Genomic DNA, 25,931 nt, shown 5'->3' with positions numbered 1-25,931 from the left:
CGGTCTCCTCGGTCAGGGATTGCGGGGACGGTTCGTCCAGCCGCCCGAGGCGCGCGGCACCCACCCGCCGCTGCCATGCGTGCCGCCGTCGACGTGGATGGTGCTCCCGGTGACGAAGCGGGCGAGATCGGAGGCGAGGAACAAGGCGGCCCCGGCCACATCCTCGGGACTGCCAGGCCCACCGAGCGGTGACCACGTCGGCCACAGTGCGCGATCTTCGGCGGGCACGATGTCGGCATACGGGACCTGCACTGTTTCGATGAGATCCGGTGCAATGGCATTCACCCGCACTCCCGACGGGCCGACCTCGGCGGCCAATGATCGAGTGAACTGCATCAACGCGGCCTTGTTCGCCGAGTACACCGTGTGCCCGGGGATCGCCCGATGTGCCTCGACTGTGGTCAGGTTGATGATCGAGCCGCGCCCTCGCTCTGCCATCCCGGGCAACACGGCATGGGTCAGCGACAGCACATGCCCGACATTGATGTCGTGCAATTCGGCCCACATCTCGGGCCGGTCATCGGTGAACGGTCGAGGTGGACGCACAAAGTGGCCGACATTGTTGACCAGGATGTCAGGACGGTGATCGACCAGTTCGACGGCTACCGGACGCGTGGTCACATCCCACCCGAGCGTGTCGATTGATCCGCCCGCTGACCGGTCGAAGACCAGCGGCTGCCCGAACGCGATATCGGCGACGAGGACCTCTGCCCCATGGGTGGCCAGCGATACGGCCACAGCCGCGCCGATGCCGGCGGCGCCACCGGTGACGACTGCGCGCCGGCCGGTCAGTAACGGGCCGGGTGTCGCGACCGCTTGATGTGGCATAGAGCCATCTCACCCACCCGCCCGGTTCGGTGCGAGCCCACATCCCGGTGGGCGGGATGTGCGTGCCCGGTGCGCATTCCGCTCAGCGGGCCCCGGTATTGCGTATGGTGCGCCCCGTTGGGAGCCTTGCGCGGTGTCCGCGTCGCCGACGGCAGCGTCGACATTCCGGTTCGCACAGCGCATCGGCGCGCAGAACTAAGGAGCTCCCGTTGAGTGCACCGCCACCCGAGAGTCCGTATTCTGTTGTTCCGCACGGCAATCCATCGACGGCCATACGATTACGCCGTCGCGCGGCGTTCTCGAGCCTGCTGGGCACGACGATCGAATACTACGATTTCATTCTGTACGGAACGATGGCCGCAGTGGTGTTCGGACCACTGTTCTTCCCTGCCTCGAACCCGGCGCTGAGCACAATCGCATCCTTCGGCACCCTGGCTGCCGGATATGTCGCTCGCCCGCTCGGCGGTGTGGTGTTCGGGCACTTCGGTGACCGTCTCGGCCGCAAATCGATGCTGTTGATCACCATGATCATGATGGGCATTTCGAGCGCGGCGATCGGCCTGCTACCGACTTATCATGCGATCGGTGTGGCAGCGCCCATAGTGTTGGTACTGCTGCGCGTCGTCCAAGGCGTCGCGGTCGGCGGGGAGTGGGGTGGTGCCGCACTCATGGTCGTCGAGCATGCGGACGCGGACAACCGCGGCCGCTGGGCCGGAATCATGCAACTGGGCACACCTTTCGGCTTTCTACTCTCCACCGCGGCCGTGGCCGTCGTGACCCAGCTTCCCGAACCCGAGTTCACGACCTGGGGATGGCGGCTTCCGTTCTTGTTCAGCGCGGCGCTGCTGGTGCTCGGGATGTACGTGCGGCTACGAGTGGTGGAGAGCCCCGTCTTCGCCGCGGCCGACCGGCAGGAACCGTCGACTCCCGCGATGCAGGTGCTGCGCCGTCCACGGCCGATGGTCCTCGGCGTCGCCGCAGGCATGGCGCCCTTCGCGCTGACCGCCCTGACGAGTTCGCACATCATCGCCTACGCCACCGGAATCGGCTACGAGGTAGGCGATGTCATGCGCTGTCTGCTCGCGGTCGTGTTCGTGTCGATCATCGCCATTCCGTTGTGCGCAACACTGTCCGATTTCTTCGGCAGGCGGCGAGTGATGATGGCGGGCGCGGTCGGCGCGATCCTGTACGCCTTCCCGCTCTACGCCCTGATCAATTCCCACTCGCTGTGGACCATGACGGCCGCCTTGATGTTCGCACAACTGCTGCAGAACGCTATGTACGCTCCCTTGACCCCGCTGCTGTCGGAGATGTTCCCGACCCACATCCGATATACCGGAGTGTCCATCGCCTACCAGACCGCAGCACTCATCGGCGCGGGCTTCACCCCGCTGATCGCCAGCACCATGCTGGCCACATTCGACGGCTCGAGCCTGCCGCTCAGCGCCATCGTGGCCGGCACCGCCGCCCTCACCTTGGGTGCGCTCGTCGTCACGGCCGAGACCAAGGGACGCGATCTCTCTCGGGACCTGCATTCGCCGATCGGACGCGATACGCGTGGTCGCGAGGCAGTCAACGAGACCTCGAGTGGTGAAGGGACTCGATAACGACGGTCGGGCGCATATTCCGGCACCGACCAATGCTGTCATCCGTGACGGCGAAAATCCGGTAGTTGCCAGGTGCCGTCGAAAGCCGGGCTCTCGGGTCCGTAGATGCGGAAGTAGGTGAACCAGCCTGTGCCCGGGACGGTTTGAACCCAGCGGTCGGTCGGAGTGTTCGCCGGTGGCGTCGGGCCGAAATAGAGGGTCAGCGGGTAGGTGGTGTCGACGTCGGCGAGTTCGTACAGGGAGCGAAGGGCGGCGCGGTTCTGCGGGGCCTGCAGTTCACTGCGGCTGCTCGCGTCGTAGGCGGTGATGGACCAGAAAAGTCTGGCCGGGACCGGCTGCGGGACGGTGAGGCTGTAGTAGCCCGCGCCGTCGAGGTAGGCCCCATCCGCGTCGCGCAGGCCGAGCCAATACAGCGACCCGGCGCCTGGTGTGCGGGCGAACATGGCCGGCGACTCGATCTGGGCCTGATAGAACCACTTCTCCCGGGCATACAGATCGGTGTAGCCCTCGGCGTCGAAGGTACCGTTCTCCGGGCGCAGCACGGCCCATTCCCAGCGTCTGTCCGGCCACACGATCCGGTCCCGCCTGCGGTCGGCGAACGACTGCACGCACAGGTGCAGGTGACCGCGGCGGGCCGCGTCGGTGAGGATGGCGGCCATGCGCCGATCGGGAGCGAAAGGCGCACCGCGCAGGATGCCAAGCGCGGCGAGCTCACCGTACTGGTGACGGTAGTCGGGGTTGAGTGGCTCGGTTTGCAGGATCTCATGCAACACCCGCCAGTAGTCGAGGTTGTCCTCCCACCACACCGGGGTGAAGTCGAACCCCTTCTGTACCGATAGGTCCACCCAGTCGAGCGGATTCGAATCGGCGTCGGCATCCAGCGGATACACCTTTACCTGCTTGATCAGCTCGATCGCGGCGTCCACGTCGGTGCCGTGGGGGAGCGCGCGGACCAGCACGAGGACCCGATTGGTGGTGGCGGTACCGGTGAAGTACCCCTCGGGGACAGGGGCGTCGTAGCCAGGAGGCAGCAGCAGATGCTTGCCGCCGTTGGTGCCCGCCGGCCCGGGCAGGCCGATATCGAGAATCCAGAGCTGGTTGAGATCGTTCGCCGTGCCCGTGAGGGTGCCGGGCGGTACGTCCACCACCATCGGCCCTTCGGAGAGGTCGATGGTCAGTCCCGAGTACGGGGTGTCGGAGTTGGCGGTGAACACATACTGGTCGGGGGTGGCGACAAGCAGCGCCATGACCCTGTTGGGTATGGTCCCGCCGGCGAGGTTTCCGCGCCAGGTCGCTTCCAGCGAGACCGTGGGGTAGAAGAACCGATACATCGCGAGTGCGCGGTTGTAGTCCAGCTCGTCGTAGGCTCGACGCACCGCCTCGGCGCGCGGATAGCCCCCACGGATGTCCAGCGGTGCAGTCATGCTCGACCTCTCCCTCGATAGGTTCGGTCCATCCCCGACGAGGGTAGATACGCGGGTGCGGGCCTGCCTCACCCGAAACGGATGAACTCCACCGGTGACGAGGCCGCCTTGCCCACGGTCGCTAACGGAAGTACGTAGCCCTGTACCCAGTGTGAGCAATCGACCTCTCCGAAGCGCTGCTCCTACTCGGCCGCGCCGACCAACGGTCCTTCGCTCATGGCCACCCGCTTCAGCGGCGGTCGAGTTCGACCTGCTCGGCCTCGCGCGCAACGACTTCTGGACACTGCGGAGCGAACCAGGTTCGGTAGAACACGATGGACAGTGCGGTGAGAATGCCGAGGATCGCGATGCCGAAGGGGACCGGGTAGGTCGCCATCGGCATCGCGAGGTAGCGGATGCACAGCAGCACTCCCGCGAACGTGGCGATCCCCATAGCCACCACCCGCACGCGTGCGCGATCCCAGCCTCGGTCGGGATCGCGCAAGACGGACTCGATCGTCAGGCAGAATGCGGCGCCCGCCACCAGGTCGATGCCGTAGTGCGCCCCGAGGCCGAGCGTCGCGATGAGAGTGCACACCAGCCAGAAAGCACCGCCCCAGCGCAACCAGACCGGTCCGCGTCTGGAGTGGATGAACAGCGCGAGCGCCCACGCCGTATGCAGCGACGGCATACAGTTGCGCGGTGTGATGCCGTCGAAGGGCATCGATTCGACCGTGGCGGGAATTGCCGGAACGAGGTCCGGCCAGACGTTGGCGAGTTCCATGCCTTGCCCCCACGGTCCGAACGCGAGCACGGGCCCCACTACTGGGAAGATCACGTAGAAGATCGGGCCGATGAGGCCGATTGCCAGGAAGGTGCGCACCAAGTGGTGCCGCGGCCACGAACCCGTGGTCACGTTGCGCAACTGCCAGATGGCGACGACGATGGCCGCCACGGGAAGCTCGAAGTACACCCAGCGCACGACCCCTGTTGGTATCGGCCCGGCCAGGTCGAGCGCATGCCCGACGATCCACGACGGATTGCCGAGCGCTCGGTCGGCCAACTCCACGTACGGGTCAAGGACCTGCGGGCAGTACCAGGCCGTGATGTCCAACCAGATTTCGCCGACCTTCGTCGCGAGGATGAGCAGCGCTCCGAGCGCGATCGTGTGCAGTGCCGTCCGCCGTCGCGCACCGCTCCACCGAATAGCGGCGATCACCGCCAGCACCGTGAGCACGATGGTCGGTCCGTTGCCGACGGTGAACGGCCGCCCGTCGAGTGTCCGAACCGCCACGAAGATCAGATCGATGGCGACCGCGGCAGCCAGGGCGCTCACCCGTACCCGGGTGGTGACGCCGATCAGTGCCAGCAGGAAGCCCGCCCACGGTGTCGTCGCCGACTTTGGAGTCCCGGCGTAGTCGCGAAAGAGGCTGGTCAATGGGCCGAGAGCATGGATGTGAACGGCCATGAACTGACCCGCGACAAGCACCAGCACCGCGGCGGCAATGCCGCCCCACACCACGAACGGCCGAAATCGACGCTCTCGGAGTCGCTCATCGCTCACTGGCTCCGGGGGTGAGGTCGAACTGCCGTGCGTGTCGTGAATAAGCATTCGCACATCGTAAATACCCCGTGAACACGGCTTGACGGGGCACTTAACGTAGAGCGACACAGGCGATCGGATGCGAAAACACATGCGCGCCACGAGGGAAGGGGCTTCCAGCCCTGCCAGGCTCGCCGGGATCGGGTTCGCGAAGTGCGGCTGAGTGTCCTGCCCCATCGAAGGAATGCGGGGCCGCATCCCACCCACCCCGCAACAAGGTATGTAGTGTCATGATTCTCATGAGCCGCGGCGAGATCGTAGCCACAGGTTCGTGGCTGTATGCAGATACCGTCTCCAGCTCGGTATTCGTCATCCGTCTCGGCTACGACTTCTGGTACGAGGTGGCCCGAGAAGAGGGAACGCTCGAGGCGGAGGAGACACCGACTCTCGATGCCGATGGACAGGCCTACTATGTGTCGTTCCACGGCCTCCGCGACGATGGGTCGTTCTGGCCAGATTCCGTGGCGTACCGTTCGGCTGATGAGGCGAAGGCCGCGGCGGAATCGAGATTGCCTTCTCCCGTCATTTGGGTCGCGCCATCGACATGGTGCGACTGAGGCCGACCCCGGGTTCTCTAGTTTGTGGATCGCATTGTGGACGTTGAAAGGGGCTCAATCTCACGATTGCGCCCTTGCGCTTCAGTTCGAATACCGGCCCGTCACGCTCAAAACGGTGGATCGGGCCCTTCGGCGCGGCCTTGAAGACAACGGAAACCATTGCGGTGCCGTGTACTCCGTATCCGGCATCACCCTCGGTCCATCCGTCCGAGTCGTAGAAGTCGACCCGATCTTGTCCACGCGGCCACGAATCGTGGGTAGTCCGGAAAGGGCGACGCCGGGTCGGCGAGGTTCACAACGGCATCTGCGCAGATGTTCAACGTGATCAGGCAGGCCCGAATAATGGTGGGCACCAACGCGATTGCGGCACTGCCCACTGGGCTGGCCGACACCTGTTCGCCGCCGTCCAGCAGCCCGAACAGTTGTGCGAGGTCGGGCTGAGTTCGGTGCGTTTCCCACCCGTTACGCCTTTGAATCGATATGTCGCGCTGCGGGATTCGTTCACCGAGGGAGTCGGAGACGACGACCCCGCCCGAACCGACGGCGTTCGAGGCTGGGCCGAGCGGGTCGCGGAATCCCTGACCACCATCAATCCGGATACCGAGTATGCCAACCTCGCCGTTCGCGGACGCCTCATGTGCGGTGTCATCGACGAGCGACTCCCGCAAGCACTGTCACTGAGCCCGGACCTCGTCACCGTCTCCGTGGGCGGCAACGGCTGAGGTAGAGCACTCCGGCCGTGGGGTGTCGACGATGTGACTTCGCGGGGTGCTCAGGGTTCCCGACACCGGGGTGTCGCAGAAGCAGCCTTCTGCCGTTCCTCTATCGCCCATCGCTGCGCAAGGCGTTCCCGCCGCCGTGTTCTGACCCCGAAGGCTGAGGACACGGCCGCGGCAGGTCAGGTGCGCAGCGACGCGGGTACCTGGAATCGCTCGCCGTACCCGGCGGCGAGCTTGTCGGCGCGTCGGACGAACGCGGCCGTGCCTTTGCCGGCATACCCGGCGATGAACTGGTGCACGCCGCCGGTCCACGCCGGGTATCCGATGCCGAAGATCGAGCCGATGTTGGCGTCGGCCGACGCGGTAAGCACGCCACGCACCGCACGCGAACGTCTTGGTACATGCACGAAGGCATGTCTGGAGACCCAGCCGCGGCCGGTGGCGCTACACGGCTCAGCGCCCGGGCTTATCCGATCCCTCTCTTTGCCGGTACGCGCACACGCGGGGAAAGCGGCCAACAGGACCAGAAGGGGAAAGCACGTGACCTTGGACAAGGGCTCGCCGGCCGCGCTCTGCCCGAGGGACCCGTGAAATCCCCGCGGCTGCTCAACGAGATGCGACCGGCACCGCTGTGCCAGTGCGCTCTCCGCTCGCCGGTCGGCTGCTATCCGCCGAGGGCTGTGGTGGCGGCCCGTGCTGCCCGCGCCGTGGCCGTTCCCCATTCGTTCGCCAGTGCGGCGGTCGCGTCGGCGCGTTCAGGAACGATGGTCAGGGTGTATTGCTGTGCGCCGTGTCGATCGAAGATCGGTGCGCTGATGTTGGCGATGGGGATGATGGCGGTCTGGTCTGCTGGCATCGTTGTGATGAACTCCGACCAGTCCTCGGCCGGCAGATGCTGGCAAAGCTCGTCGATGATGCGGGGGGCCATCCCGGATGCGAGCAGGCTCGCCAGAACGACACTCGAGGATGTCGACGTCCGCAGACATTCGATGATATAGCCACGCTCGTGGCCCTCCTCGATGATTGCCCGCACTATCTCCTCACCCGCCGCGAGTGGGATGAGGGGCGTCCGTTCGAGCCAGGCGTTGACGACACGCTCGCGCTGCCAGGCGATGTTGACCAGCCCGAGTGGTGGTGCCAGCGGTAGCCGTTCTCCGATCAGGTCGCGGCGGTCGCCGGGGATGGCCGTACCCATCCTATCCACGATCACGGTGTGCCCTTCGTGGGCGGCGCTGAGGATGCAACCGACGCCGAGAAGCTCATGGAGTTCGGCGACAAAGGGGCGGACGAGATCGAGGCTGGCGTGCCCGGACTCTGCGGCGGATCCGAGCCGCAGTAACGCCGGTCCCAGCCCGTAGGACTTCGATTCGTCGCGGGTGACGAAGTCGGCATCAGTGAGCGCAGCGAGGATGCCGAGGCAGGTGGGTTTGTTCAGGTGCAGCTCGGCCGCGATCTGGGTCAGCGTGAGCCGCTTGCGGGGTGTATCGGCCAATAAGTTGAGGATATTGACCACCCGTTCGGTCGGGGGAGACTTCCGATCGACTGCAGCGGGTGCCTCGGCCTCGCTGGGACGGGCACTTGATTTGGGGACCGATGTGTGAATACCATCACTCGCAGGTTCTGAATTCCGCATTCATATTTTGTAACACGGCGCCTGGCGGGTGTACAGCCACCCGACCTGTACGGGGACCGATTCATCGTGAATGCGCCCACTCGATCGGAGGACCAGATGATGGTCATCGTCCACCTCGGCGCCCTGTCAGCGTCACCTTCGCCTGGGCCGACTATCGGCAGGTGTCGTCGGAGCTCGCGCGGAGAGGGGTTCTGACATGGCCGCCCATCCGGATGTGCTGGCGCCGGCGAAACTCGGCCCGATCACGCTGCGCAACCGCATCATCAAGTCCGCGACCTTCGAAGGAAAAACACCGCATGCTCTGGTCACCGATGAACTCATCGAATTTCATCGCCGACCGGCGGTCGGGGGTGTGGGCATGTCTACGGTCGCCTACTGCGCCGTGGCGCCAGAGGGGCGCACCGAATTCGGCCAGCTGTGGATGCGCCACGAGGTGATGCCCGGTCTGCGCCGGCTCACCGATGCGATACACGCCGAAGGAGCTGCGGCATCTGCTCAGATCGGCCACGCCGGCCCCGTAGCGAACGAGCAGTCCACCGGTTATCCCGCCCTGGCGCCGTCGCGCTGGTTCAACCCGCTGAGTATGCGACTGATCCGTTCCGCGTCGACGGCCGACATAGCCCGGATCACCGAGGCCCACGGTGCCGCGGCACGGATGGCGATGGAAGCAGGCTTCGATGCGGTGGAGGTCCACTTCGGTCACAACTACTTCGCGAGCTCGTTCCTGAGCCCGAGGCTCAATCGCCGCAAGGACTCCTACGGTGGTTCGCTGGAGAATCGGGCGCGAGTGGTGCTCGATACGGCCCGGGCTGTGCGCGAGGCTGTCGGCGACAAGATAGCCATCCTGGCCAAGCTGAACATGGACGACGGAGTGCCCGGCGGATTCTGGGTGGACGAGGCCATCCAGGTGGCCCAGTGGCTCGAAGCTGACGGCAGTGTCGACGCGCTGGAGCTGACCATGGGCAGCTCACTGCTCAACCCGATGTATCTGTTCAAAGGCGACGCCCCGATCCGTGAGTTCGCCGCGGCGATGCCGCAGCCAGTGCGGTTGGGCGTGCAACTGCTAGGCAAGCAGATGATCCATACATACCCCTACCAAGACCTGTTCATGCTCGAGCAGGCACGCCAGATCCGGGCGGCGGTGAAGCTGCCGCTGGTCCTGCTCGGCGGTGTCACCGATCGCGCGGGAATGGATACCGCCATGGCCGAGGGCTTCGAGTTCGTGGCGATGGCCAGGGCGTTGTTGCGTGAGCCCGATCTGGTGAACCGCATCGCGGCGGACGCGACCACGACATCGCTGTGTATCCACTGCAACAAGTGCATGCCGACAATCTTTTCCGGCGCCCGCTGCGTGCTTGTCGAGCGCACGTCCTAGGCAGCGCCTACACCACGAGCCCCCTCCAACTCCCGGCTAGGAGCCGACATGTCCACAACCTATGACGACGAGCGAGAAATACACCGCAACATCATCCGATTCGCCCGCGCGATGGACAACCGCGCGTGGAACGAGATCACAGAGATCATGACCGAGAACGCCACAGCCGACCTCGGCACTGGACACCTGGCGAGCCCCACCGAGACGATCGCGCTGATGCGCAGTTTCCTCGATGATTGCGGGCCCACTCAACACCTGATCGCCAACGTCATGATCGACATCGACATCGACACCGCCCACAGCAGCGCCTATGTCGCTGATCTACACCTGGGCACCGGCGAACGGGAGGGGCAGTCCTTCCGAACGCTCGGCGAATACCACGATGAGTGGACACGAACTGCTGACGGGTGGCGAATGAGTCACCGCACCAAACGCAACAACGGACACCTCGGTACGTTCGCGGTCCTCGGCCCCGGACCTGCTGGCTAGCCGCAGGCTATCCACCTCGGAGCCACAGCAATGTCCTGAACGCAGCTAGGGCTTGCCGCCAGGTCGGTTTCCGATTACCAACGAGATCTTTGCAAAAGGAAGCTATGAGTACCTACGTCATCACCGGCGCCGCCTCCGGAATCGGCGCAGCCACGCGGTCTTGCTTGGAGGCCGACGGCCACCGTGTCATCGGGATCGACCTGCATGACACCGACATCAAAGTCGATGTGGGCACCCCTGAGGGGTGCGCGAATGCAATCGCCAATGTCTGTGCTCTCGTCGATGGACGTATCGACGGGTTCGCCGCGATTGCTGGAATCGCACCCTCCGCTGGACGCTCCGGGCGACAACTGATCGCAGTCAACTACTTCGGAGCCATCGAAATGCTCGAAGGCCTGAGTCCGCTGCTCGCCGAGGGGGACAACCCTTCTGCGGTACTCATCAGCTCCAATTCCACTACCAGCCAACCTGACTGGCCGATGAACCTGGCGGAGGCGTGTCTAGCCGGTGACCAGGAGGCGGCCAATGCTATCGCCGACTCGTTCGGTGATCAGTCCACCATACAGGCATACCCCGCGACCAAGGCTGCCATCGCCTACTACGCGCGCACCAAGTCCGCGGAGTACATCAAGGCGGGTATCCGCCTCAACGCCGTAGCGCCAGGCTTCGTCGATACTCCGATGACGCAAGAAGGCATGAAGGATCCCCTCACGGCCAAGGCGATCGAACAGTTCCTCGCCACGGTCCCAGCCGGCCGCGGCGGCCGACCCGAGGAAGTCGCGTCGTTCATCGCCTACCTTCTCGGCCCGGAGTCGACGTACTTCGTCGGCTCGGTCGTCTTCGTCGACGGCGGGACCGACGCCGCCTGCCGCGGCAAGGACTGGCCCACGATGTGGCAGACCGGGTAGGAATGCCGACGGCCGGGAGCGGTGGGGTCCAGGCGGACCGTGACCTCACCGCGTTATGTCGACTCTTCCGTACTCGGATTCAGCGCGGCTGAACCGTATGGCCAGTCGATGGGCGCCGAGCTGGCCCGGTTCCTTACCAAGGATGCGGCCGAGATCGGCGCGCTTGCCGATCCGTACACGCCCGAGGGGCTGCGGCCGCGACACCGCGCTGCGTGCCCCTGGCCGGAGATGCCGAAAGCGGCCGGCGCGAGCGCTGTGACCCCTCGAGGTCGTAGGTCATAACGGGGAAGGTGTGGTCGGCGCCGACGTAGACCTTGATTTTGGCAGAAGTCGTTGTCGCCGCTGGACTCTGTGGCGTCGACGCCGACGATCCATAGTCGCCGATCGTGGTCGGGTACGTAGCCGGCTTGACCTGTCGAGGTTGAAGTAATTGACGCTGCACTGCTGCCGCATGCGGCTGAAGCCGTCAGTTCGCGAAGGTGAATCCCATGCCATTGGATTTGAAACGGATCACTTTGGAACCCTCACTCTCACACCGCGCCTCGGTGGTGGGCTGTGCCTCACTGCGCGTCGGGAAGCGGACAGGTGTGTGGCCGCGGCACTCGGAGCTGGGGCGCCGGAGTTGGCCGCTATCGAGCCGCATGCCACTGATAGCGGCGCTCCGGCCGCCCCACTTCGCCGTACTTCAGCCGGGCGCGGACCTTGCCGCGGCCTGCGAGGAACTCCAGATAGCGGCGCGCGCTGACTCGTGACAACCCCAGCTGGGTCGCCGCCTCGTTGGCGGACAGGTCGGTCTGGCAGCCGCGCAGCAGATCTTCGACCAAGCGCAGCGTTTCGGCGCTGAGTCCCTTCGGCAGCGTGGTGCTCGAGCCGGCGATGCCGAACACCTGATCGACATCGTCCTGATCTGCCTGCGTGCGCTCGTTCAGCTGCCCGTACACCCGCTGATAATGCTCGAGGCGTTCCCGCAGCGTCTCGTAGGAGAACGGTTTGATCAGATAGTGGACGACACCGCTGCGCAGCGCCCGCTTGACCGACGCCGCCTCACGCTCGGAGGTGATCACCAGAATGTCGAGATCGGGCGCGACCTCGCGCAGCGGGGCGATCAGGTCCAGACCGGAGGTGCCGGGTAGATGGACGTCGAGCAGCGCCAGATCCGGCTGTAGCTCGCTCGCCAGCTCGAGTCCTTCCGCCCCCGAGTGGGCGATACCGCAAACCTCGAATCCTTCGGTGCGGGCGACAAAACCGCTGTGCACCTTCGCGACCATGAAGTCGTCGTCGATCACCAGCACCGAGATCATCGCCGGTTACCGTCCTTTCGCATCCGCGCGGTGAAGACGGCGCCGTCGCGGCCTGCGCGCGCCGCCGCATCGCCGCCGCGGCGGCGACAGGTCCAGCGCACCAGTGCCAGACCGAATCCCCGCTCCGACCCACCATCGGTGGTCTTGCTGCTCCAACCCTGCTCGAAGACCCGCTCCACGTCGGTCGCCGCGACCCCGGGACCGCGATCGGACACCCGAACGAGAATGTCCTCGTCGGACTCCTCGATCAGGACGGTGACCACCCGATGCTGCGGGTCGTGCTCGCCGCTGACGGCGTCGACGGCGTTGTCGACGAGATTTCCCACCACGGTGACGACATCACGGGAGAGGTCCTCGTCGATCCGGCCGAGCGCCGAATCCGGGTCCACCCGGATCGACACCGCCAGCTGTTCTGCCACCGCGGTTTTCGCGATCAGCAGCGCGGCGACACCGGGATCGGCGATATGTTCGATGGTCTCGGATTCGCGTCGCGATTGCGCCGCGGTGAGTCCTTCGACGAAACGGACGACCTCGTCGTACTCGCCGAGCTGGATCAGCCCCGAGATGGTGTGCAGTTGATTGTTGAACTCGTGGATGTGCAGCCGCAGGGCATCGCTGCTGGTCTTACTCGCATTCAATTCCTCTTCCAGAGAGGACAATTCGGTGCGATCTCGCAGGGTGGTCACCGATCCGATCGGACGGCCGCGCGCGAGAATCGGCATCCGGTTGAGCGCGAGGATCCTATCGCCGACGAGGACGAGCTGGTCCGCCCGTGTATGTGCTTCGCCGAGCATGGTCCGCAGCCGAGGCTCGATCGGCAGATCATCCAGATGCCGTCCCACGGAGTCGGCCGGTAGGTCGAGCAGGCGCCAGGCGCTGTCACTGACAACCGTGACCCGGTTGTCGAGGTCGAGCGCCAATACTCCCTCTTTCAGGCCGTGCAACATCGCGTCTCGGTGCTCGGCGAGTTCGACGATTTCCCGCGGCTCCATACCGAGCGTTTGCCGCTTGATCCTACTCGAGAGCAGCAGCGAACCCACCGCACCGACCAGCGACGCCACGCCGAGGTAGATCAGCAGATTCGGCACCGCCTGCTGTAGGCGCTGCCACCGCGACGGATAGGCCTGGCCCACCACGGCGACGCCGACCATGGCACCTTCGGCGCCGATCACCGGCACATGCGCTTCGACCATGGGCCCCTGCTGGGTATCGACGAGTCCGGTCCACGCGCGCCCGGTCGTCACCGTCGAATCGCCGAGTGGCATGGGGTGCCCGACGAGGTCGGGGTCGGTCGCAACGAGGACGGTGCCGTCCGCGTCGGCGAGTGTGACGCTGGACGCACCCGACACCGACCGCACCGATTCAGCGACCACCGGCAGGGCCGAGCGCAGCCGCGGCTGGGCGGCCGGGATCAATTCACGCACGGTCGGGTTGGCCGCGAGTGTCTCCGCCGCGGCGAGCACCCGACGGCTCTCATTGCGCTGAAACGCCTGTGCGGACTGAGCCAGCGAGACGGCGACGACGCCGGTCAGCACGCCGACGATGATGAGCAGCTGCAACACCAGCAGCTGCCGGGCAAGGCTTGCCCGTTTCCTGCGCGCCGTCATCGGCCCATCTCCTCCACCTCTCGTGGGCATGACCGTACTGGTGAACACAATGGCCATAAATGAATCTGGTTACTCAATGGTGACCTCGATCACATGTGTGCCCCAGACTCTGAGGACAACAAACCCGACGGGTGGAGTGAGGTGGACGATGGCAGCGGCACGATGGGGTGCGCGACTGGCCGCGGCGGCGTTGATCGTCGCGAGCGTCGTCGGTTGCTCACCTCCGGAGCCCGATTCCGCAGGTCCGGACGTGCGGCTGCTGGTGCCGTCGCTGGCAGGCGGTGGCTACGACCTCACCGCGCGTAGTGCAGCACAGGTGCTCAGGCGCGACGGCATCGTCGACGACGTCGAGGTGTTCAATGTCGCGGGGTCCGGCGGCATCGTCGGTCTGGCCCGCACCGTCCGCGAAACCGGCAATGAGAACCTGCTGCTCGTCATGGGGCTGGGGCTGGTGGGCGCGCTGAACTCGCTGCCGTCGCACTACTCGCTGTCCGATACGACGCCGATCGCCCGGATGGTCGAGGAGCCGGAGGCCGTGCTGGTCCCGGCCGCGTCACCGTATGCCTCGGTGCGGGACTTACAGAGCCGCTGGGCGCAGGACCCCGCGTCGGTCATCATCGGCGGCGGCTCCACCGAGGGCGGACCCGACCACCTCCTGGCGCTGGAGATCGCTGACGCGACCGGCATCGCACGCACCGACCTCGACTATCGGCGTTATGAGGGTGGTGGCGATCTGCTGCCGGCGCTGCTCACCGGTGAGGTCGACGCCGCGACTACCGGTATCAGCGAATACCTCGACCAGATCCGCTCCGGCGCGGTCCGCGTGCTCGCGGTCGCGAGCAGGGACCGCTCGCCCGCGGTGGACGCGCCCACCCTGCGCGAACAAGGTATCGATATCGCTCTGAGCAACTGGCGTGGGTTCGTGGCGCCGCCGGGCGTGTCGACCTCCGGCCTCGACCACATCAGCCGAGTGGTGCACGAGCTGCGCACCAGCCCCCGCTGGCGCCAGGTGCTCGAACGCAACGGCTGGTCGGACGCCTACCTCCCCGGAGCCGAATTCGGCGCGTTCCTCGCCGCGCAAAACGCGAGTGTGGCCCGGACGCTGCGCGGCCCCGACCACTGACACACCCACCGGCCACCGGTACCCACCGGTGTCGTGCTCGCGGCCGGCTGTCGGCCCATCCGAACAAGGAGAAACAATGCTGGTCACGCTCGGGTTCCTGATGGTTGGCCTGTTCATGTACCTGATCCTGTCGCGTCGGGCGACGCCCGTGGTCGCGCTGATCCTCGTCCCGGTTGCGTTCGGCGTGGCCGCCGGCGCCGGCGTCGGGATCGGCGACATGATCACCGACGGGATCAAAGACCTGGCACCCACCGCCGCCCTGCTGTTCTTCGCCATCGTCTTCTTCGGCATCATGATCGACGTCGGACTGTTCGACCCGCTGGTCGCCCAGATCCTCCGACTCGTTCGCAACGATCCCGCGCGGCTGGTCGTCGGCACTGCCGTCCTGGCGATGGTGGTCTCGCTCGACGGTGACGGATCGACGACCTTCATCATCGTCACCTCGGCGCTACTGCCGCTCTACCTCGCGCTCGGCGTCAGCCCGGTGGTGCTGACGGTGGTCGCCGGTCTGTCCAACGCGACGATGAACATCCTGCCGTGGGGCGGGCCGACCGTGCGCGCCGCCACCGCACTCGGCGTCTCGCCCAGCGACGTCTTCGTCCCGATGATCCCGTCGCTGATCGCCGGGCTGATCATCGTGATGCTGTTCGCGCTGCATCTCGGCAGGCTCGAACGCCGCCGCATCGGCAAGCTGGTCTTCGAATCGGAGCGGATGCTCGCAGGCTCCGGTGGACACGCGGTCGAATCCGGTTCGACAGGTACCGGTGGCGATGACGACCGCGGGGACGACCAATCCACCGGCCGCTTCATCGACGGGCTCGACCCTGACCGGGCCACACTGCGGCCGAAGCTGTTGTGGTTCAACGCCGCGCTCACGATCACCCTGCTGGTCGTGCTGATCATCGATGTGCTGCCGATCCCGGTGCTGTTCATGATCGCCGCCGCTACCGCGCTGGCCGTGAACTTCCCGCAGGTGAAGGATCAGGGCGAAGCCATTGCCAGGCATTCGTCGAGCATCGTCTCCGTGGTCGCCATGGTGTTCGCGGCCGCCGTGCTGACCGGCGTGTTCCAGGGCACCGGCATGGTCGACGCGATGGGCGCCTGGCTGCTAGAGGTGATTCCGGATTCGCTCGGACCATTTCTCGCCGTCATCACCGGAGTGCTGAGTATACCGCTGACGTTCTTCATGACCAACGATGCGTTCTACTTCGGCGTTCTCCCGGTGCTGTCGGAATCGGCGACGGCCTATGGCATCGAACCGGTCGAGATGGCTCGTGCCTCCATCACCGGACAGGCCGTGCACATGCAGAGCCCGCTGGTGCCGGCTATCTTGCTCCTGGTCACGCTCGCGGGCGTCGGCCTGGCCGACCACCACAAGAAGGTTCTCTGGCGAGCGTGTGTCGTGTCGCTGACGATGCTCACCGTCGGAGTCCTGCTCGGCCAGATCCCGATCGGATGAGCGGGGTGTTGCGGATGCGCGCGTCGTCACCGCGGTGTTCGATCGATGCTGCCGTCGTTCGGCCCCATCGAGGACGGAGTGTGCAGGACCCACCGGTTCTTGCCGAGTGCTTTGGCGGCATAGAGGCAGCGGTCGGCGGCGGTGAGCAGTTCTGTCACTCGGTATCCGGCGACCGGGGCGATGAATATGCCGATGCTCAGCGAGGTCTCGAGCGAGGTGTGGTCGTCGAGGTCGAAGGTTTGCGCCATCGCGGAATGCAGCGTCTCGACGATGGCGCGGGCGCGTTGTTCATCCGTGGGCGGCGCGAGTAGCGCGATGAACTCGTCGCCGCCATAGCGCGCCAGCAGATCGGTGCCCGGATCCAAGCAGGTGCACAGTCGTGCGGCGATGGCGACCAGAAGACGGTCGCCGATGGCGTGACCGTGGGTGTCGTTGATGGTCTTGAAATCGTCGACGTCCATGGCGCACACGGCAGCTATATCGCCGGGATCGGCCGCATCGATGAGGGCCTGGCAGCGAGCGATGAGGTGGCGGCGATTGGCCAGCGACGTCAACGGGTCGTGGTGAGCCTGCCACTGCAAACTTTCGGTGGTGTTGTGATATTCGGTGACGTCCTCGCCGAAGCCGAGCAGATATGTGTGCTCACCCGAGGCCGACAAACATCGCGTCACCGTCCACGCCACCCAGCCTTCGGCGCCGTCGGGTCGTCGGATACGTCCTTCGATGCGAACGGTTCCGGTGCCGGATCGGGCAAGCTCTTCGTGGACGCGTTGCTGGATGCGTGCCTGTTCGGCAGGCGCGAAGTCGAAGCCGGACCGGCCACGGCTGGCGGCCACCGTCTGCCCGGTGACCTTCTCGAACGCGGGGTTGGCATCGATGATGCGACCTTCGGTGTCGCCGATGGCGATCGCTACCGACGCATGCCGGAAGGCGGCTTCGAATCCTTCCGGGGCGGGCTGGCGGGCAGCGATCGCCGCGCGGGCGAACCCGTGCCCGACATCGCCGACCAGGGCAGCGAGCCGGCACGGATCCATATCGGCGCATTCGCTCAGCCGCAGCAGTGCGGGCACCGACTCGGCAATGGCGGCCGGATCGGTGAACCCGAGCTCGACGAGAGCGGCCCCGGCGCGCTCGCCGACCGCCGGTTCCTCTCGCGGTCCGGCCACATCGGCCAATAGCCGGTGGACCCACTGCTCGAGTACGGCGACAACTTCTTCGCGCGATCGCGCCGGTTCGGTCGTGGCGGACAATCGCGCGGCCCACTCGCCGGCGATATCGGAGGCAGCACCCCTCACCGCGACCGGACCTCCTCGCACGACACCCACTGACATCCGCTGCTCATGGGCAACCGAACGTAGCAGGCGAGCGGCGCGGGCGAGGCGGAATACGCCACCCGAGCCCCGGCGCTGGCCGGGGCAGGCATGCGGACCGATTCCCCGTACCGGTCACGTGATGAGCTGGTTCCGCCTCGTCCAGACGCGGAACGTCCATGCAGAAGGCAGTGTGGCTCTACGGTCACACGCTGGCTGGAGGGGATTGATCGCAGCCAAAAAAAACAACCCCACGGGTCAACCGTGGGGCTATGGTAAGTGTCCGGAGGGGGACTCGACCACTACGCACACGCCCTGCACCAGCAGAAGCTGCTATTCCTGGAGTGATTTGCAGCGATGTTGCAGGGCGCCTGGTCCGCCCGCTCATCCCGTCGGGGGTCCCAGAGATGGGTTACGTACGGAAGGATTCCACTGCGGCGGCCAGGCTGACCGGGGTTCGTGCATGGGTAGTGGCCGGGCGCGGCCCATTTCATCTGATGCATCCACCGCAGGAGCGAGCCGCCGGAGTCGAAATGGCTTATGCCTGCCCGCTTAGAGCGTGGACAGAAAGTTCAAGATGATCCTGGTCGTGTCTGCTGGTTGCTCTTCGGGAGGTGTATGGCCGACCCCGGGCATCTGTATAACATTCTGCAGCTTGGGGATGATTTCATCGAGGGCGCGGAGCGCCGGCCCTTGCCGATCGATGCCGAAGATGGGCCGGATACTGGGGTCGTTCTCGCCGTAGGCGAACACGGCGGGGCAGGACACTACGGCATCGTCCAGGTAGGAGGTGATCTCCCAGTTCCTTTGGATTGCGCGATAATAGTTCAGCGCGGGCGCGATTCCGGTGCGCTCGAAGTTTTCGGTGTAGTAGTCCAGCGCCTGGCGGCTCAGAAAATCCGGAAGTTCCTCGGGGATCGTCAGGGTGTCGGAAAACTGTTCGCTTCTTCTCCACGCCCAACGCCACTGTTCGTCCGTGGGGCATCGGGCGGAAGTCGAGTAGAAGACGCCGAGCAAGAACGCGCGCAGGTCCTTCGTGATCTCGGACTCGGCTTCGGAAGTCATGAAGTACTTCTGATAGAAATTGATATCACCGTAAACCCTGTCCCATGCGGCAGCCGGGCTGATCGGCGGCCGCGCGGTCGGCGGTGCGCACAGCATGACGAGGCCGCGGAAAAGGTCGGGTCGCATGAGTGCGGCGTGGAAGATGATCGGCGATCCCCAGTCCTGCCCGACCAGGACTGCCGATCGCTCGTCGAGCGCCTTCATCAGCCCGACGATGTCTCCGACCAGCCTGGTCATATCGTATTCACTGACCGCGTCCGGCCGACCGCTCTGGCCGTATCCCCGTGTGTCGAGGGCCACGACGCGATATCCCGCCGCGGCGACGGAGCGGATCTGGTGTCGCCACAGATACCAGAGGAACGGAAATCCGTGGACCATGATCACCAGCGGTCCTTCGCCCTCCTCCACGTAATGCAGGCGGATTCCGTTGACGTCCGCGAAACGGTGGGTGAACGTAGCGGGATCATCGATATCTGTCGAATTCGCTGCGCTGGCCATGGCGAGATCGGAAGTTTCGTATCGAGATGACACAGGTGGCACTCCAATTCTCCGTCGAGGACACTAATGGTGGTCGGATGTCGTAGCAGGTCGGGCGAAACGGTCTCTGAGTTCGGTCTTCAGAAACTTTCCGGTCGCATTTCGCGGGATAGCGCTGATGAATTCGAAGGAGTCCGGTATCTGCCAGCTGCTGAACTTGGCGGCCAAATGATCTCGCAACTCGTCGGCGGTGGAATCCTGTCCTTCGTGCAGTACGACCACCGCCAGGGGGCGCTCGCCCCAGCGGCTGCTGGGCACGGCGATCACGGCGGCTTCGGCGACGGCGGGGTGCGCCATCAGGTGGTTTTCGAGGTCCACGGACGAAATCCACTCACCGCCGGATTTGACGAGGTCCTTCGCCCGATCGCTGATGCGGATACAGCCTCGGTGATCGATTCGTACGATATCTCCGGTGCGGAACCAACCGTCGTCGGTGAAGCTGTCCGCCGCGCCGCGGTTGTAATACTCAGCGGCTACCCATGGTCCGCGCACTTCCAGTTCGCCGAGAGCGCGATCATCCCACGCGATCAGCTCGCCGTCGTCGTCGCGGGCGCGGATGTCGACGAACGGCACGGCGATGCCCTGTCGGGATCGAAAGTCCCACTGTTCCTTCTCATCTGCCCGTTCGAGTTCCTCGGGCAGGCGGCAGACACTGCCCAGTGGGGCGGTCTCGGTCATACCCCAGGCTTGGATGACGGTCAGGCCGTGTGCGCCGAAGCCTTCGGCCATGCTCTGCGGCACCGCGGCGCCGCCGATCACGAGCCGGTCGAGCGCTGACAGATTCCAGCGCTTCGGCTCGGAATCGAGGGCCGACAGCATTGCCAGGAATACCGTGGGTACACCGGCCGCCATGGTGACCCGCTCGTCCGAGATCAGTTCCAGGAGGCTCACCGGGTCCAGGCGGGGGCCGGGCAGCACGAGGCGCGATCCGACGAGCGCGGCCGCGTACGGCAGTCCCCATGCGTTGGCGTGGAACATCGGCACGATGGGCAGCAGTGCGTCTCGGGCCGACACGCTCAAGGTATCGGGGAGCGCGGCGACCATCGAGTGCAGCACCAGTGCGCGGTGCGAATAGGCGACGCCTTTCGGTCGTCCGGTGGTCCCCGAGGTGTAGCACATCGCGGCCGCGCGACACTCGTCGAGGACGGGCCACACCATCGCCTCGGCATCGGCGATCAGCCCTTCGTATTGCAGCATCCCGGCCGGCGCGCTCGTGCCGTGAGTGACGACGACGATGTGCTCGAAACGGTGGCGGTGACGGAAGCCCTCGAAGACGTCGAGCAGCGATTCCTCGACGATGATCACCTTGTCCTGTGCGTCCGCGGCGATGAACGCGAGTTCGTCGGCATGCAAACGGGGATTGAGCGTATGCACCACCGCTCCCATCGCGGGGATCGCGAAGTACGCCTCGAGGTGTTCGGCCTGGTTCCACAACAGCGTGGCCACCCGATCGCCGTCACCGATCCCCAGTTCCGCCAGGGCCGAGGCAAGGCGCCGAGCACGTTCGGCACATGCCCCCAGCGTGGTCCGGGTAATGCTGCCGTCCGGCCGCCGGGAGACTACCTCTTTGTCCCGGTGGAAGCGTTCGGCCCGCTCGACGACTGCGGTCAATGTCAACTGGTAGTTGTCCATGGTCAGACCGTTGATCATGTGATTCCTCGTTCAGTGGCAGTGAAAGACGGTCCTCCACAGCCGGATTGACGAACGAGGTCCGGTGCCGCCGGACAGCCGGGCGGCACCGGACCGGTTCGATGGAGTCGGCGCTCAGTCTTCCCAGTTGCTCAGGTCGCGCGGGGTAATGCCGTGCGCGGCGCAGTAATTGGTGTAGCGCTCGATCGAGGTCTTGTGGTTTTCCTGCCACAGCAGATTGTTGTCCTGGTCGACGAACAGCAGTTCACCGATCATGAAGAGGAACGTTTCGGAGTCCTCGATGCCCTCCGGGGTATGAGAGGAACCCGCGACCTCGTAGACGGTGTCGCCAGCGCGGGCGGTCCAGTCATTCTCCTTGTACCGCCACACGCCCTTCACGGTGTGAACGACGACGATGCCCGTGTGGTAGTGCGGTGCGAGTTCGACTCCGGCCGGAACCCTCATCGACACGACGATCTCGCCGCGCACCGGGTCGACCTTCCAGTACTTGAGGAGCACGTCATCGCTGAGTGGCGTGAACGGGATCCACGGATTGTCGTCACCGCTCATGTAATTGACGTCGAGTTGTTTCTGGATCTGCATGGATGTCTCCCGATCTCGGTGATTGGAAAGTGAATTGTTCGCGTCGGTGCGATTACTGGGGCCGAACCGTCAGAACGGCTTTTCTCCGATAATCGTCGCTCGCTCCATTTTGCGAACCGCGGGCCAATAGTCCTGGACGGCGTAGTGCTGGGTGGCGCGGTTGTCCCACAGGGCAACACTGTTCTTGGTCCAGCGCCAGCGAACCTGATACTCGGGAATCGCGACCCGGCTGTGGAGGTAATTCAGCAGGTTGCTCGCGGCGGGCGTGTAGTCGGTGCCGAACTGGACGTTCTCCGGAGTGTGGAAATTCGTGAAATGGGTGGTAAAGGTGTTGACGTAGAGGATCTTTTCCCCGGTCTCGGGGTGGGTGCGCACCACTGGGTGCTCGGGGTCGGGGAACTGCTCCCGCAGCCGGTGACGAATCTCAATGGGCCTGGCAGCGCCGAAGGTGGCTTCGAAGCTGTGCCGGGCCTTCAGTCCGCCGATCTGCGACTTGACGTGTTCGGGCAGGTCCCTGTAGGCCTGGACCATATTGACCCAGATGGTGTCGCCGCCCACCTCCGGCGTCTCCACGCACCGCAGAACCGATGCCATGGACGGGGTTTCGCGCCAGCTGGTATCGGTGTGATAAGCGTTTTCGTAGTGTTCTTCGGTGGTTTCGTCCTTGTAGAGCAGGATCAGGCCGGAATCGGCATCGGTACTGGGGTGTCCCTCCTCGAGCGGGCCGAAGCGACGGGCGAAGGCCGAGTGCTCGGCCCGGGTGATGTCCTGGTCGCGCAGAAAGAGCACGCGGTAGCGGTGCAGCAGCGCCTGCACTTCGGCGAACAAGTCGTCGTCGGCCGTGATGTCGGGGATTTGCACATCGAACAGTTCGGCGCCGATATGACGAGTAAGCGGATTTACTTTGATCAAATTCTGCGGGTCCCGTAGATTGGTGCCGGTCCGCTGATCCTCGGCGACTGGAATGGTCTGCATGGCACAGCTCCCTTAATGGTCGGATGGATTGATTCGAAACGGACATCGAGGTGTCGCCGTATGCATTCGGCGAATTCGGCGGCAATCCCCGATCGCCTATAAACAGGGTTGGCGATTTCGATGACGAATGAATGATAAGCACGTCGGCTTGGCGGTTGCTTGACCTTGCGTTGCTTTCAACTTGACTGTACGTTTCCGCTAGGGAGGTTCCGATGACACTTCTGGTCCGCAACGCGGTGCTGAACGGCTACCTGGATCTCGTCCGCAGCCTGGATGCCGAGCCGCTGCCGTTGCTGAGGTCGGTCGGTCTTCAGATCGCGGATGTGGCGCTACCCAATCAATGGGTCGCCGTCGACGCCGTTGCCCGACTGCTCGAGCTCTCGGCCGAGGTGACGGATACCGAGGGTTTCGGGCTGCGGCTCGCGCAAGGACGTCGCCTGTCCAATGTCGGCCCGATCAGCCTCGCCGCCCGGGAGGAACCCGATGTCCGCAGCGTGCTCAGGTTGATCAGCCGCTACGACTACCTGCACAGCGAGGCATTCCACATCCGGGTCACCGAGGCCGACGGGCTGGCGACGATCAAATTCGGCCTCGATATGGACGAGTCGGTCCAGCACCGCCAGCTCGCCGAACTGGCCGTCGGCGCCGTGCTCCAGATTCTCAAGCTGCTCGTCGGCCGCAATCTCCTACAGCCGGTCGCCGTCTCCCTGATGTACGACCCGCCACGAGACCTCTCCGCGCACCAACAGGTTCTCGGCGGCGGCATCCGATTCGACGGGGAATTCAACGGGTTCGTCCTCTATTCCACCGATCTCGATGCACCGAATATCTGGTCCGACCCTTCCTTGCGGCCGTTCGCGAAGCAGTATCTCGCGGAGATCGTCGGCCCCCGGCCCGAAGACGACCTGGATCGCATTCAGGATCTCATCGAGACGATGCTTCCCACCGGCCGCTGCTCGTTGCATCAAATCGCGAAAACCCTCGGCGTCAATCGCGTCACCGTCCATCGGCGCCTCGCGCGGACGAATACCTCGTTCTCCGAGATGCTCAACACGACTCGGCGCAAGCTCGCCGTCAGACACGTCGAACAACAGCGCCGCTCGCTCACCGAGATCGCCGAATTGCTCGGCTTCTCCGAACCATCCGCGTTTTCGCGCTGGTTCCGCTCCGAGTTCGGATCCAGTCCCTCGGCGTGGAGAACGCTCCACCGGGCTGGAAGCTAGGCGGCGCGCGCGGTTCCCGCGGGCAACCATCCCTCGCGACGGCAGGGCGCGCTCGCCCGTCGAATCGCCGCACATGCAACAGATCGCACAGTCATAGGCAACTATCAGTCAAAGACCTGAGCTTCTACCTCGGGTTACTGTGACGTGGCATACATTCCGGCCCGGCGGCCGTGGCTGACCAACTCGTCCATGACCTGCCGCCTCAGGACGCGACTTTCACCGCCCGAGGAGCCCACTCGGAAACCGCTGCTGCCCACAATGATTCGCTCGGTGGCGGCCAGCGGGATGCGGGCACGTCCCTTACCTGTTTAGGACTCGCACATGCACCTTTCTCGTCTCGAACGAACCAGTGTCGAGGAACCACGCTCGACCGCCACTTCGCGCCTTTTCCCATGGTTCGTACTGGCGCTGGTAATCGGCCTGGTCCTTTCGGACTACATGTCTCGGCAGGTCCTCAGTTCCATCTACCCCTTCCTGAAGAACGAATGGGGTTTATCGGATACGAAACTGGCGACCTTGAACAGTGCCGTCTCGCTCATGGTCGGCATACTGGCGTTGCCGCTGTCCATTCTGGCGGATCGCTGGGGGCATGTGAAAAGCATGATCCTGATGGCGGTGTTCTGGAGTGTGGCAACACTGATCTGCGCGCTCGTCGTCTCGTACGAGCAGATGCTCGGAGCGCGATTCTTCGTCGGGGTGGGGGAAGCCGCATTCGGAAGTGCCGGGGTCGCAGTGCTACTCAGCGTATTTTCGCACCGCGCGCAGGCTTCGCTCAGCGGAGCGTTCTATGCGGCGGGATCGGTCGGATCGGTGATCGGCGTAGCAGTGGGCGGGGTGGTCGCCGTGCATCTGGGCTGGCGATGGTCGTTCGCGGTCATGGCGATCTTCGGGTTCCTGCTCGTGGCGCTCTTCCGGGGCGTGGTCACCGAAACGCGGTTGGCACGCCACCACATCGACGACACCGGCCCGGCCACTGCCGATTCGTCGGCGACGCCACCCGGCTATCGCGCACCGCTGCGGAGCCTGTTCTCCACAACCTCGGTGCTGTGCGCCTACGCGGTAGCGGGATTGCAGACCTTTGTCGCGGGCGCGCTCATCGCATGGCTGCCCAGCTACTTCAATCGCTACTACTCCCTCGCGCCGGACCGAGCGGGCGCGATGGCGGCGGTCATCTTTCTGGCGCTCGGTGCGGGCATGGTCTTCGGGGGCATCATCATCGACCGCGCCGCTCTCCGGAACGCCGAGCGCAAATGGTCGGTCGCGATCGTTTTCTGTTGCGCGGCAGCCGTATTGCTGATCACCGGGTTCAGCCTCGATCCGGGTCCGATCCAACTGATATTCATCGGCGCCGGTGCGCTGTTCACCTCCGCCACCTCCGGTGGTATCACCTCCATGGTCGTCAGTCTCACCCACCGGTCCCTGCGGGCATCGGCGTTCGGGGTGGTGACGACGTCCAACAGCGTCCTGGGGCTCGCGCTGGGACCCATGGTCACCGGCGTCATCGCCGACCGGCACGGCCTCGATGTAGCCCTGCAACTGGCTCCGTTGGTGTACATCGTCGCCATCGTGGTCCTGATCGTCGGAAAGCTCGCCTACCCGGCGAGCCTGCGCCGATCGGTGAGCGCCGCCATCCGCTGAGCTCACCCGTGCTCAACCCCGATGGGGCGCAACCGGTTCCGGGCGGAATGCACATCCCAGACCACCGGGCGACCTAGGCGACGGCGGGGCTGGGGATGGAACGCCGGGCGAGGTCGGGACGAGACCGATACCGAGTCCCGCCTTGATCAGTTCGGCGATGGCCGCCAGCGCTACGACGTGATCATCGACTTCGCCGACGTACCGACCGGCAGCCGCGTGCGGGTTCCCGACCGGCTGGGCTCCGGCCGCGCTCGCGACGTACCAGCCTTCCGTATAGCACGAAAAGCCGTGGACGACAGTCGAATTCCCCGCGTCCTTGCGACCGATCTACCGAACTGG

The 25,931-nt window shown here is 65.0% G+C and carries 20 protein-coding genes and 2 pseudogenes; 10 read left to right on the top strand and 12 right to left on the bottom strand.

Annotated elements, in window-relative coordinates; translation table 11 throughout:
* Positions 1-12 precede the first annotated feature (12 nt).
* Positions 13-828: an SDR family oxidoreductase gene (locus GV792_RS02860; protein WP_163821983.1), complete on the bottom strand. Its 816-nt coding sequence runs from the start codon at positions 826-828 to the stop codon at positions 13-15.
* 209 nt (positions 829-1,037) lie between these two features.
* On the opposite strand from GV792_RS02860, the gene GV792_RS02855 reads away from it, so the two are divergent.
* Positions 1,038-2,435: an MFS transporter gene (locus tag GV792_RS02855; protein WP_375154303.1), complete on the top strand. Its 1,398-nt coding sequence runs from the start codon at positions 1,038-1,040 to the stop codon at positions 2,433-2,435.
* 38 nt (positions 2,436-2,473) lie between these two features.
* On the opposite strand, the gene GV792_RS02850 is transcribed toward GV792_RS02855, so the two are convergent.
* Positions 2,474-3,859 (bottom strand): DUF1254 domain-containing protein, encoded by a 1,386-nt coding sequence (locus GV792_RS02850; protein WP_163821981.1) that lies wholly within the window; start codon positions 3,857-3,859, stop codon positions 2,474-2,476.
* Positions 3,860-4,088: 229 nt separating this feature from the next.
* A complete protein-coding gene (locus GV792_RS02845) occupies positions 4,089-5,450 on the bottom strand; it encodes a phosphatase PAP2 family protein (protein WP_163821980.1) in 1,362 nt (453 codons plus the stop codon).
* 221 nt (positions 5,451-5,671) lie between these two features.
* Here GV792_RS02845 and GV792_RS02840 point away from each other — a divergent pair, with 221 nt between their 5' ends.
* The gene (locus GV792_RS02840) at positions 5,672-5,998 is read left to right on the top strand and encodes a hypothetical protein (protein WP_163821979.1); all 327 of its coding nucleotides are present in this window, start codon (positions 5,672-5,674) and stop codon (positions 5,996-5,998) included.
* A gap of 470 nt (positions 5,999-6,468) precedes the next feature.
* Positions 6,469-6,714, top strand: a pseudogene (locus tag GV792_RS02835) (GDSL-type esterase/lipase family protein); the annotation flags it as partial.
* 182 nt (positions 6,715-6,896) lie between these two features.
* Here GV792_RS02835 and GV792_RS02830 read toward each other — a convergent pair.
* Positions 6,897-7,094 (bottom strand): annotated as a pseudogene (locus GV792_RS02830) (hypothetical protein); the annotation flags it as partial.
* Between the two features lie 287 nt (positions 7,095-7,381).
* The gene (locus GV792_RS02825) at positions 7,382-8,350 is read right to left on the bottom strand and encodes an IclR family transcriptional regulator (RefSeq protein WP_163821977.1); all 969 of its coding nucleotides are present in this window, start codon (positions 8,348-8,350) and stop codon (positions 7,382-7,384) included.
* Positions 8,351-8,546: 196 nt separating this feature from the next.
* Between GV792_RS02825 and GV792_RS02820 the strand changes: the two genes are divergently transcribed.
* The 3 genes from GV792_RS02820 (at position 8,547) to GV792_RS02810 (ending at position 11,122) form a co-directional block, all read left to right on the top strand.
* Positions 8,547-9,725: an NADH:flavin oxidoreductase gene (locus tag GV792_RS02820; RefSeq protein WP_163821976.1), complete on the top strand. Its 1,179-nt coding sequence runs from the start codon at positions 8,547-8,549 to the stop codon at positions 9,723-9,725.
* Between the two features lie 48 nt (positions 9,726-9,773).
* Complete coding sequence (locus GV792_RS02815; protein WP_163821975.1) at positions 9,774-10,214, top strand: nuclear transport factor 2 family protein; 441 nt, start codon at positions 9,774-9,776, stop codon at positions 10,212-10,214.
* A 104-nt stretch (positions 10,215-10,318) separates the two neighbouring features.
* Positions 10,319-11,122 (top strand): SDR family oxidoreductase, encoded by an 804-nt coding sequence (locus GV792_RS02810; RefSeq protein WP_163821974.1) that lies wholly within the window; start codon positions 10,319-10,321, stop codon positions 11,120-11,122.
* Between the two features lie 629 nt (positions 11,123-11,751).
* Here GV792_RS02810 and GV792_RS02805 read toward each other — a convergent pair.
* Both GV792_RS02805 and GV792_RS02800 read right to left on the bottom strand, forming a co-directional pair.
* Positions 11,752-12,423, bottom strand: a complete 672-nt coding sequence (locus GV792_RS02805; protein WP_163821973.1) for a response regulator — start codon at positions 12,421-12,423, stop codon at positions 11,752-11,754.
* Positions 12,420-14,030 carry a sensor histidine kinase gene (locus GV792_RS02800; RefSeq protein WP_163821972.1) on the bottom strand — a complete coding sequence of 537 codons (1,611 nt, stop codon included), beginning with the start codon at positions 14,028-14,030 and terminating at the stop codon, positions 12,420-12,422. Before GV792_RS02800 ends, GV792_RS02805 begins: the two co-directional genes overlap by 4 nt.
* A 148-nt stretch (positions 14,031-14,178) precedes the next feature.
* Between GV792_RS02800 and GV792_RS02795 the strand changes: the two genes are divergently transcribed.
* On the top strand, positions 14,179-15,153 hold the full coding sequence (locus GV792_RS02795; protein WP_163821971.1) for a Bug family tripartite tricarboxylate transporter substrate binding protein: 975 nt from the start codon (positions 14,179-14,181) through the stop codon (positions 15,151-15,153).
* Between the two features lie 76 nt (positions 15,154-15,229).
* Positions 15,230-16,612 carry a CitMHS family transporter gene (locus GV792_RS02790; RefSeq protein WP_163821970.1) on the top strand — a complete coding sequence of 461 codons (1,383 nt, stop codon included), beginning with the start codon at positions 15,230-15,232 and terminating at the stop codon, positions 16,610-16,612.
* 26 nt (positions 16,613-16,638) lie between these two features.
* On the opposite strand, the gene GV792_RS02785 is transcribed toward GV792_RS02790, so the two are convergent.
* The 5 genes from GV792_RS02785 to GV792_RS02765 all read right to left on the bottom strand — a co-directional run bounded on the left by GV792_RS02785 (position 16,639) and on the right by GV792_RS02765 (position 22,731).
* On the bottom strand, positions 16,639-17,907 hold the full coding sequence (locus GV792_RS02785; protein ID WP_163821969.1) for a sensor domain-containing diguanylate cyclase: 1,269 nt from the start codon (positions 17,905-17,907) through the stop codon (positions 16,639-16,641).
* Positions 17,908-18,474: 567 nt separating this feature from the next.
* A complete protein-coding gene (locus GV792_RS02780; protein WP_163821968.1) occupies positions 18,475-19,485 on the bottom strand; it encodes an alpha/beta fold hydrolase in 1,011 nt (336 codons plus the stop codon).
* Between the two features lie 63 nt (positions 19,486-19,548).
* The gene (locus tag GV792_RS02775; protein WP_163821967.1) at positions 19,549-21,174 is read right to left on the bottom strand and encodes a long-chain fatty acid--CoA ligase; all 1,626 of its coding nucleotides are present in this window, start codon (positions 21,172-21,174) and stop codon (positions 19,549-19,551) included.
* Between the two features lie 114 nt (positions 21,175-21,288).
* Positions 21,289-21,756, bottom strand: a complete 468-nt coding sequence (locus tag GV792_RS02770) for a 2,4'-dihydroxyacetophenone dioxygenase family protein (protein WP_163821966.1) — start codon at positions 21,754-21,756, stop codon at positions 21,289-21,291.
* Between the two features lie 69 nt (positions 21,757-21,825).
* Positions 21,826-22,731 carry a TauD/TfdA dioxygenase family protein gene (locus tag GV792_RS02765; RefSeq protein ID WP_163821965.1) on the bottom strand — a complete coding sequence of 302 codons (906 nt, stop codon included), beginning with the start codon at positions 22,729-22,731 and terminating at the stop codon, positions 21,826-21,828.
* A 212-nt stretch (positions 22,732-22,943) separates the two neighbouring features.
* On the opposite strand from GV792_RS02765, the gene GV792_RS02760 reads away from it, so the two are divergent.
* Together GV792_RS02760 and GV792_RS02755 are read left to right on the top strand one after the other, a co-directional pair.
* On the top strand, positions 22,944-23,954 hold the full coding sequence (locus tag GV792_RS02760; RefSeq protein ID WP_163821964.1) for an AraC family transcriptional regulator: 1,011 nt from the start codon (positions 22,944-22,946) through the stop codon (positions 23,952-23,954).
* 321 nt (positions 23,955-24,275) lie between these two features.
* Positions 24,276-25,592 carry an MFS transporter gene (locus tag GV792_RS02755; RefSeq protein WP_163821963.1) on the top strand — a complete coding sequence of 439 codons (1,317 nt, stop codon included), beginning with the start codon at positions 24,276-24,278 and terminating at the stop codon, positions 25,590-25,592.
* Positions 25,593-25,931 lie beyond the last annotated feature (339 nt).

It is taken from the genome of Nocardia cyriacigeorgica, from assembly GCF_010868145.1.
Classification (GTDB): domain Bacteria; phylum Actinomycetota; class Actinomycetes; order Mycobacteriales; family Mycobacteriaceae; genus Nocardia; species Nocardia cyriacigeorgica_D.
Note: the sequence above shows the minus strand (reverse complement) of the source record. Positions and strands in the feature narration are given on the sequence as shown.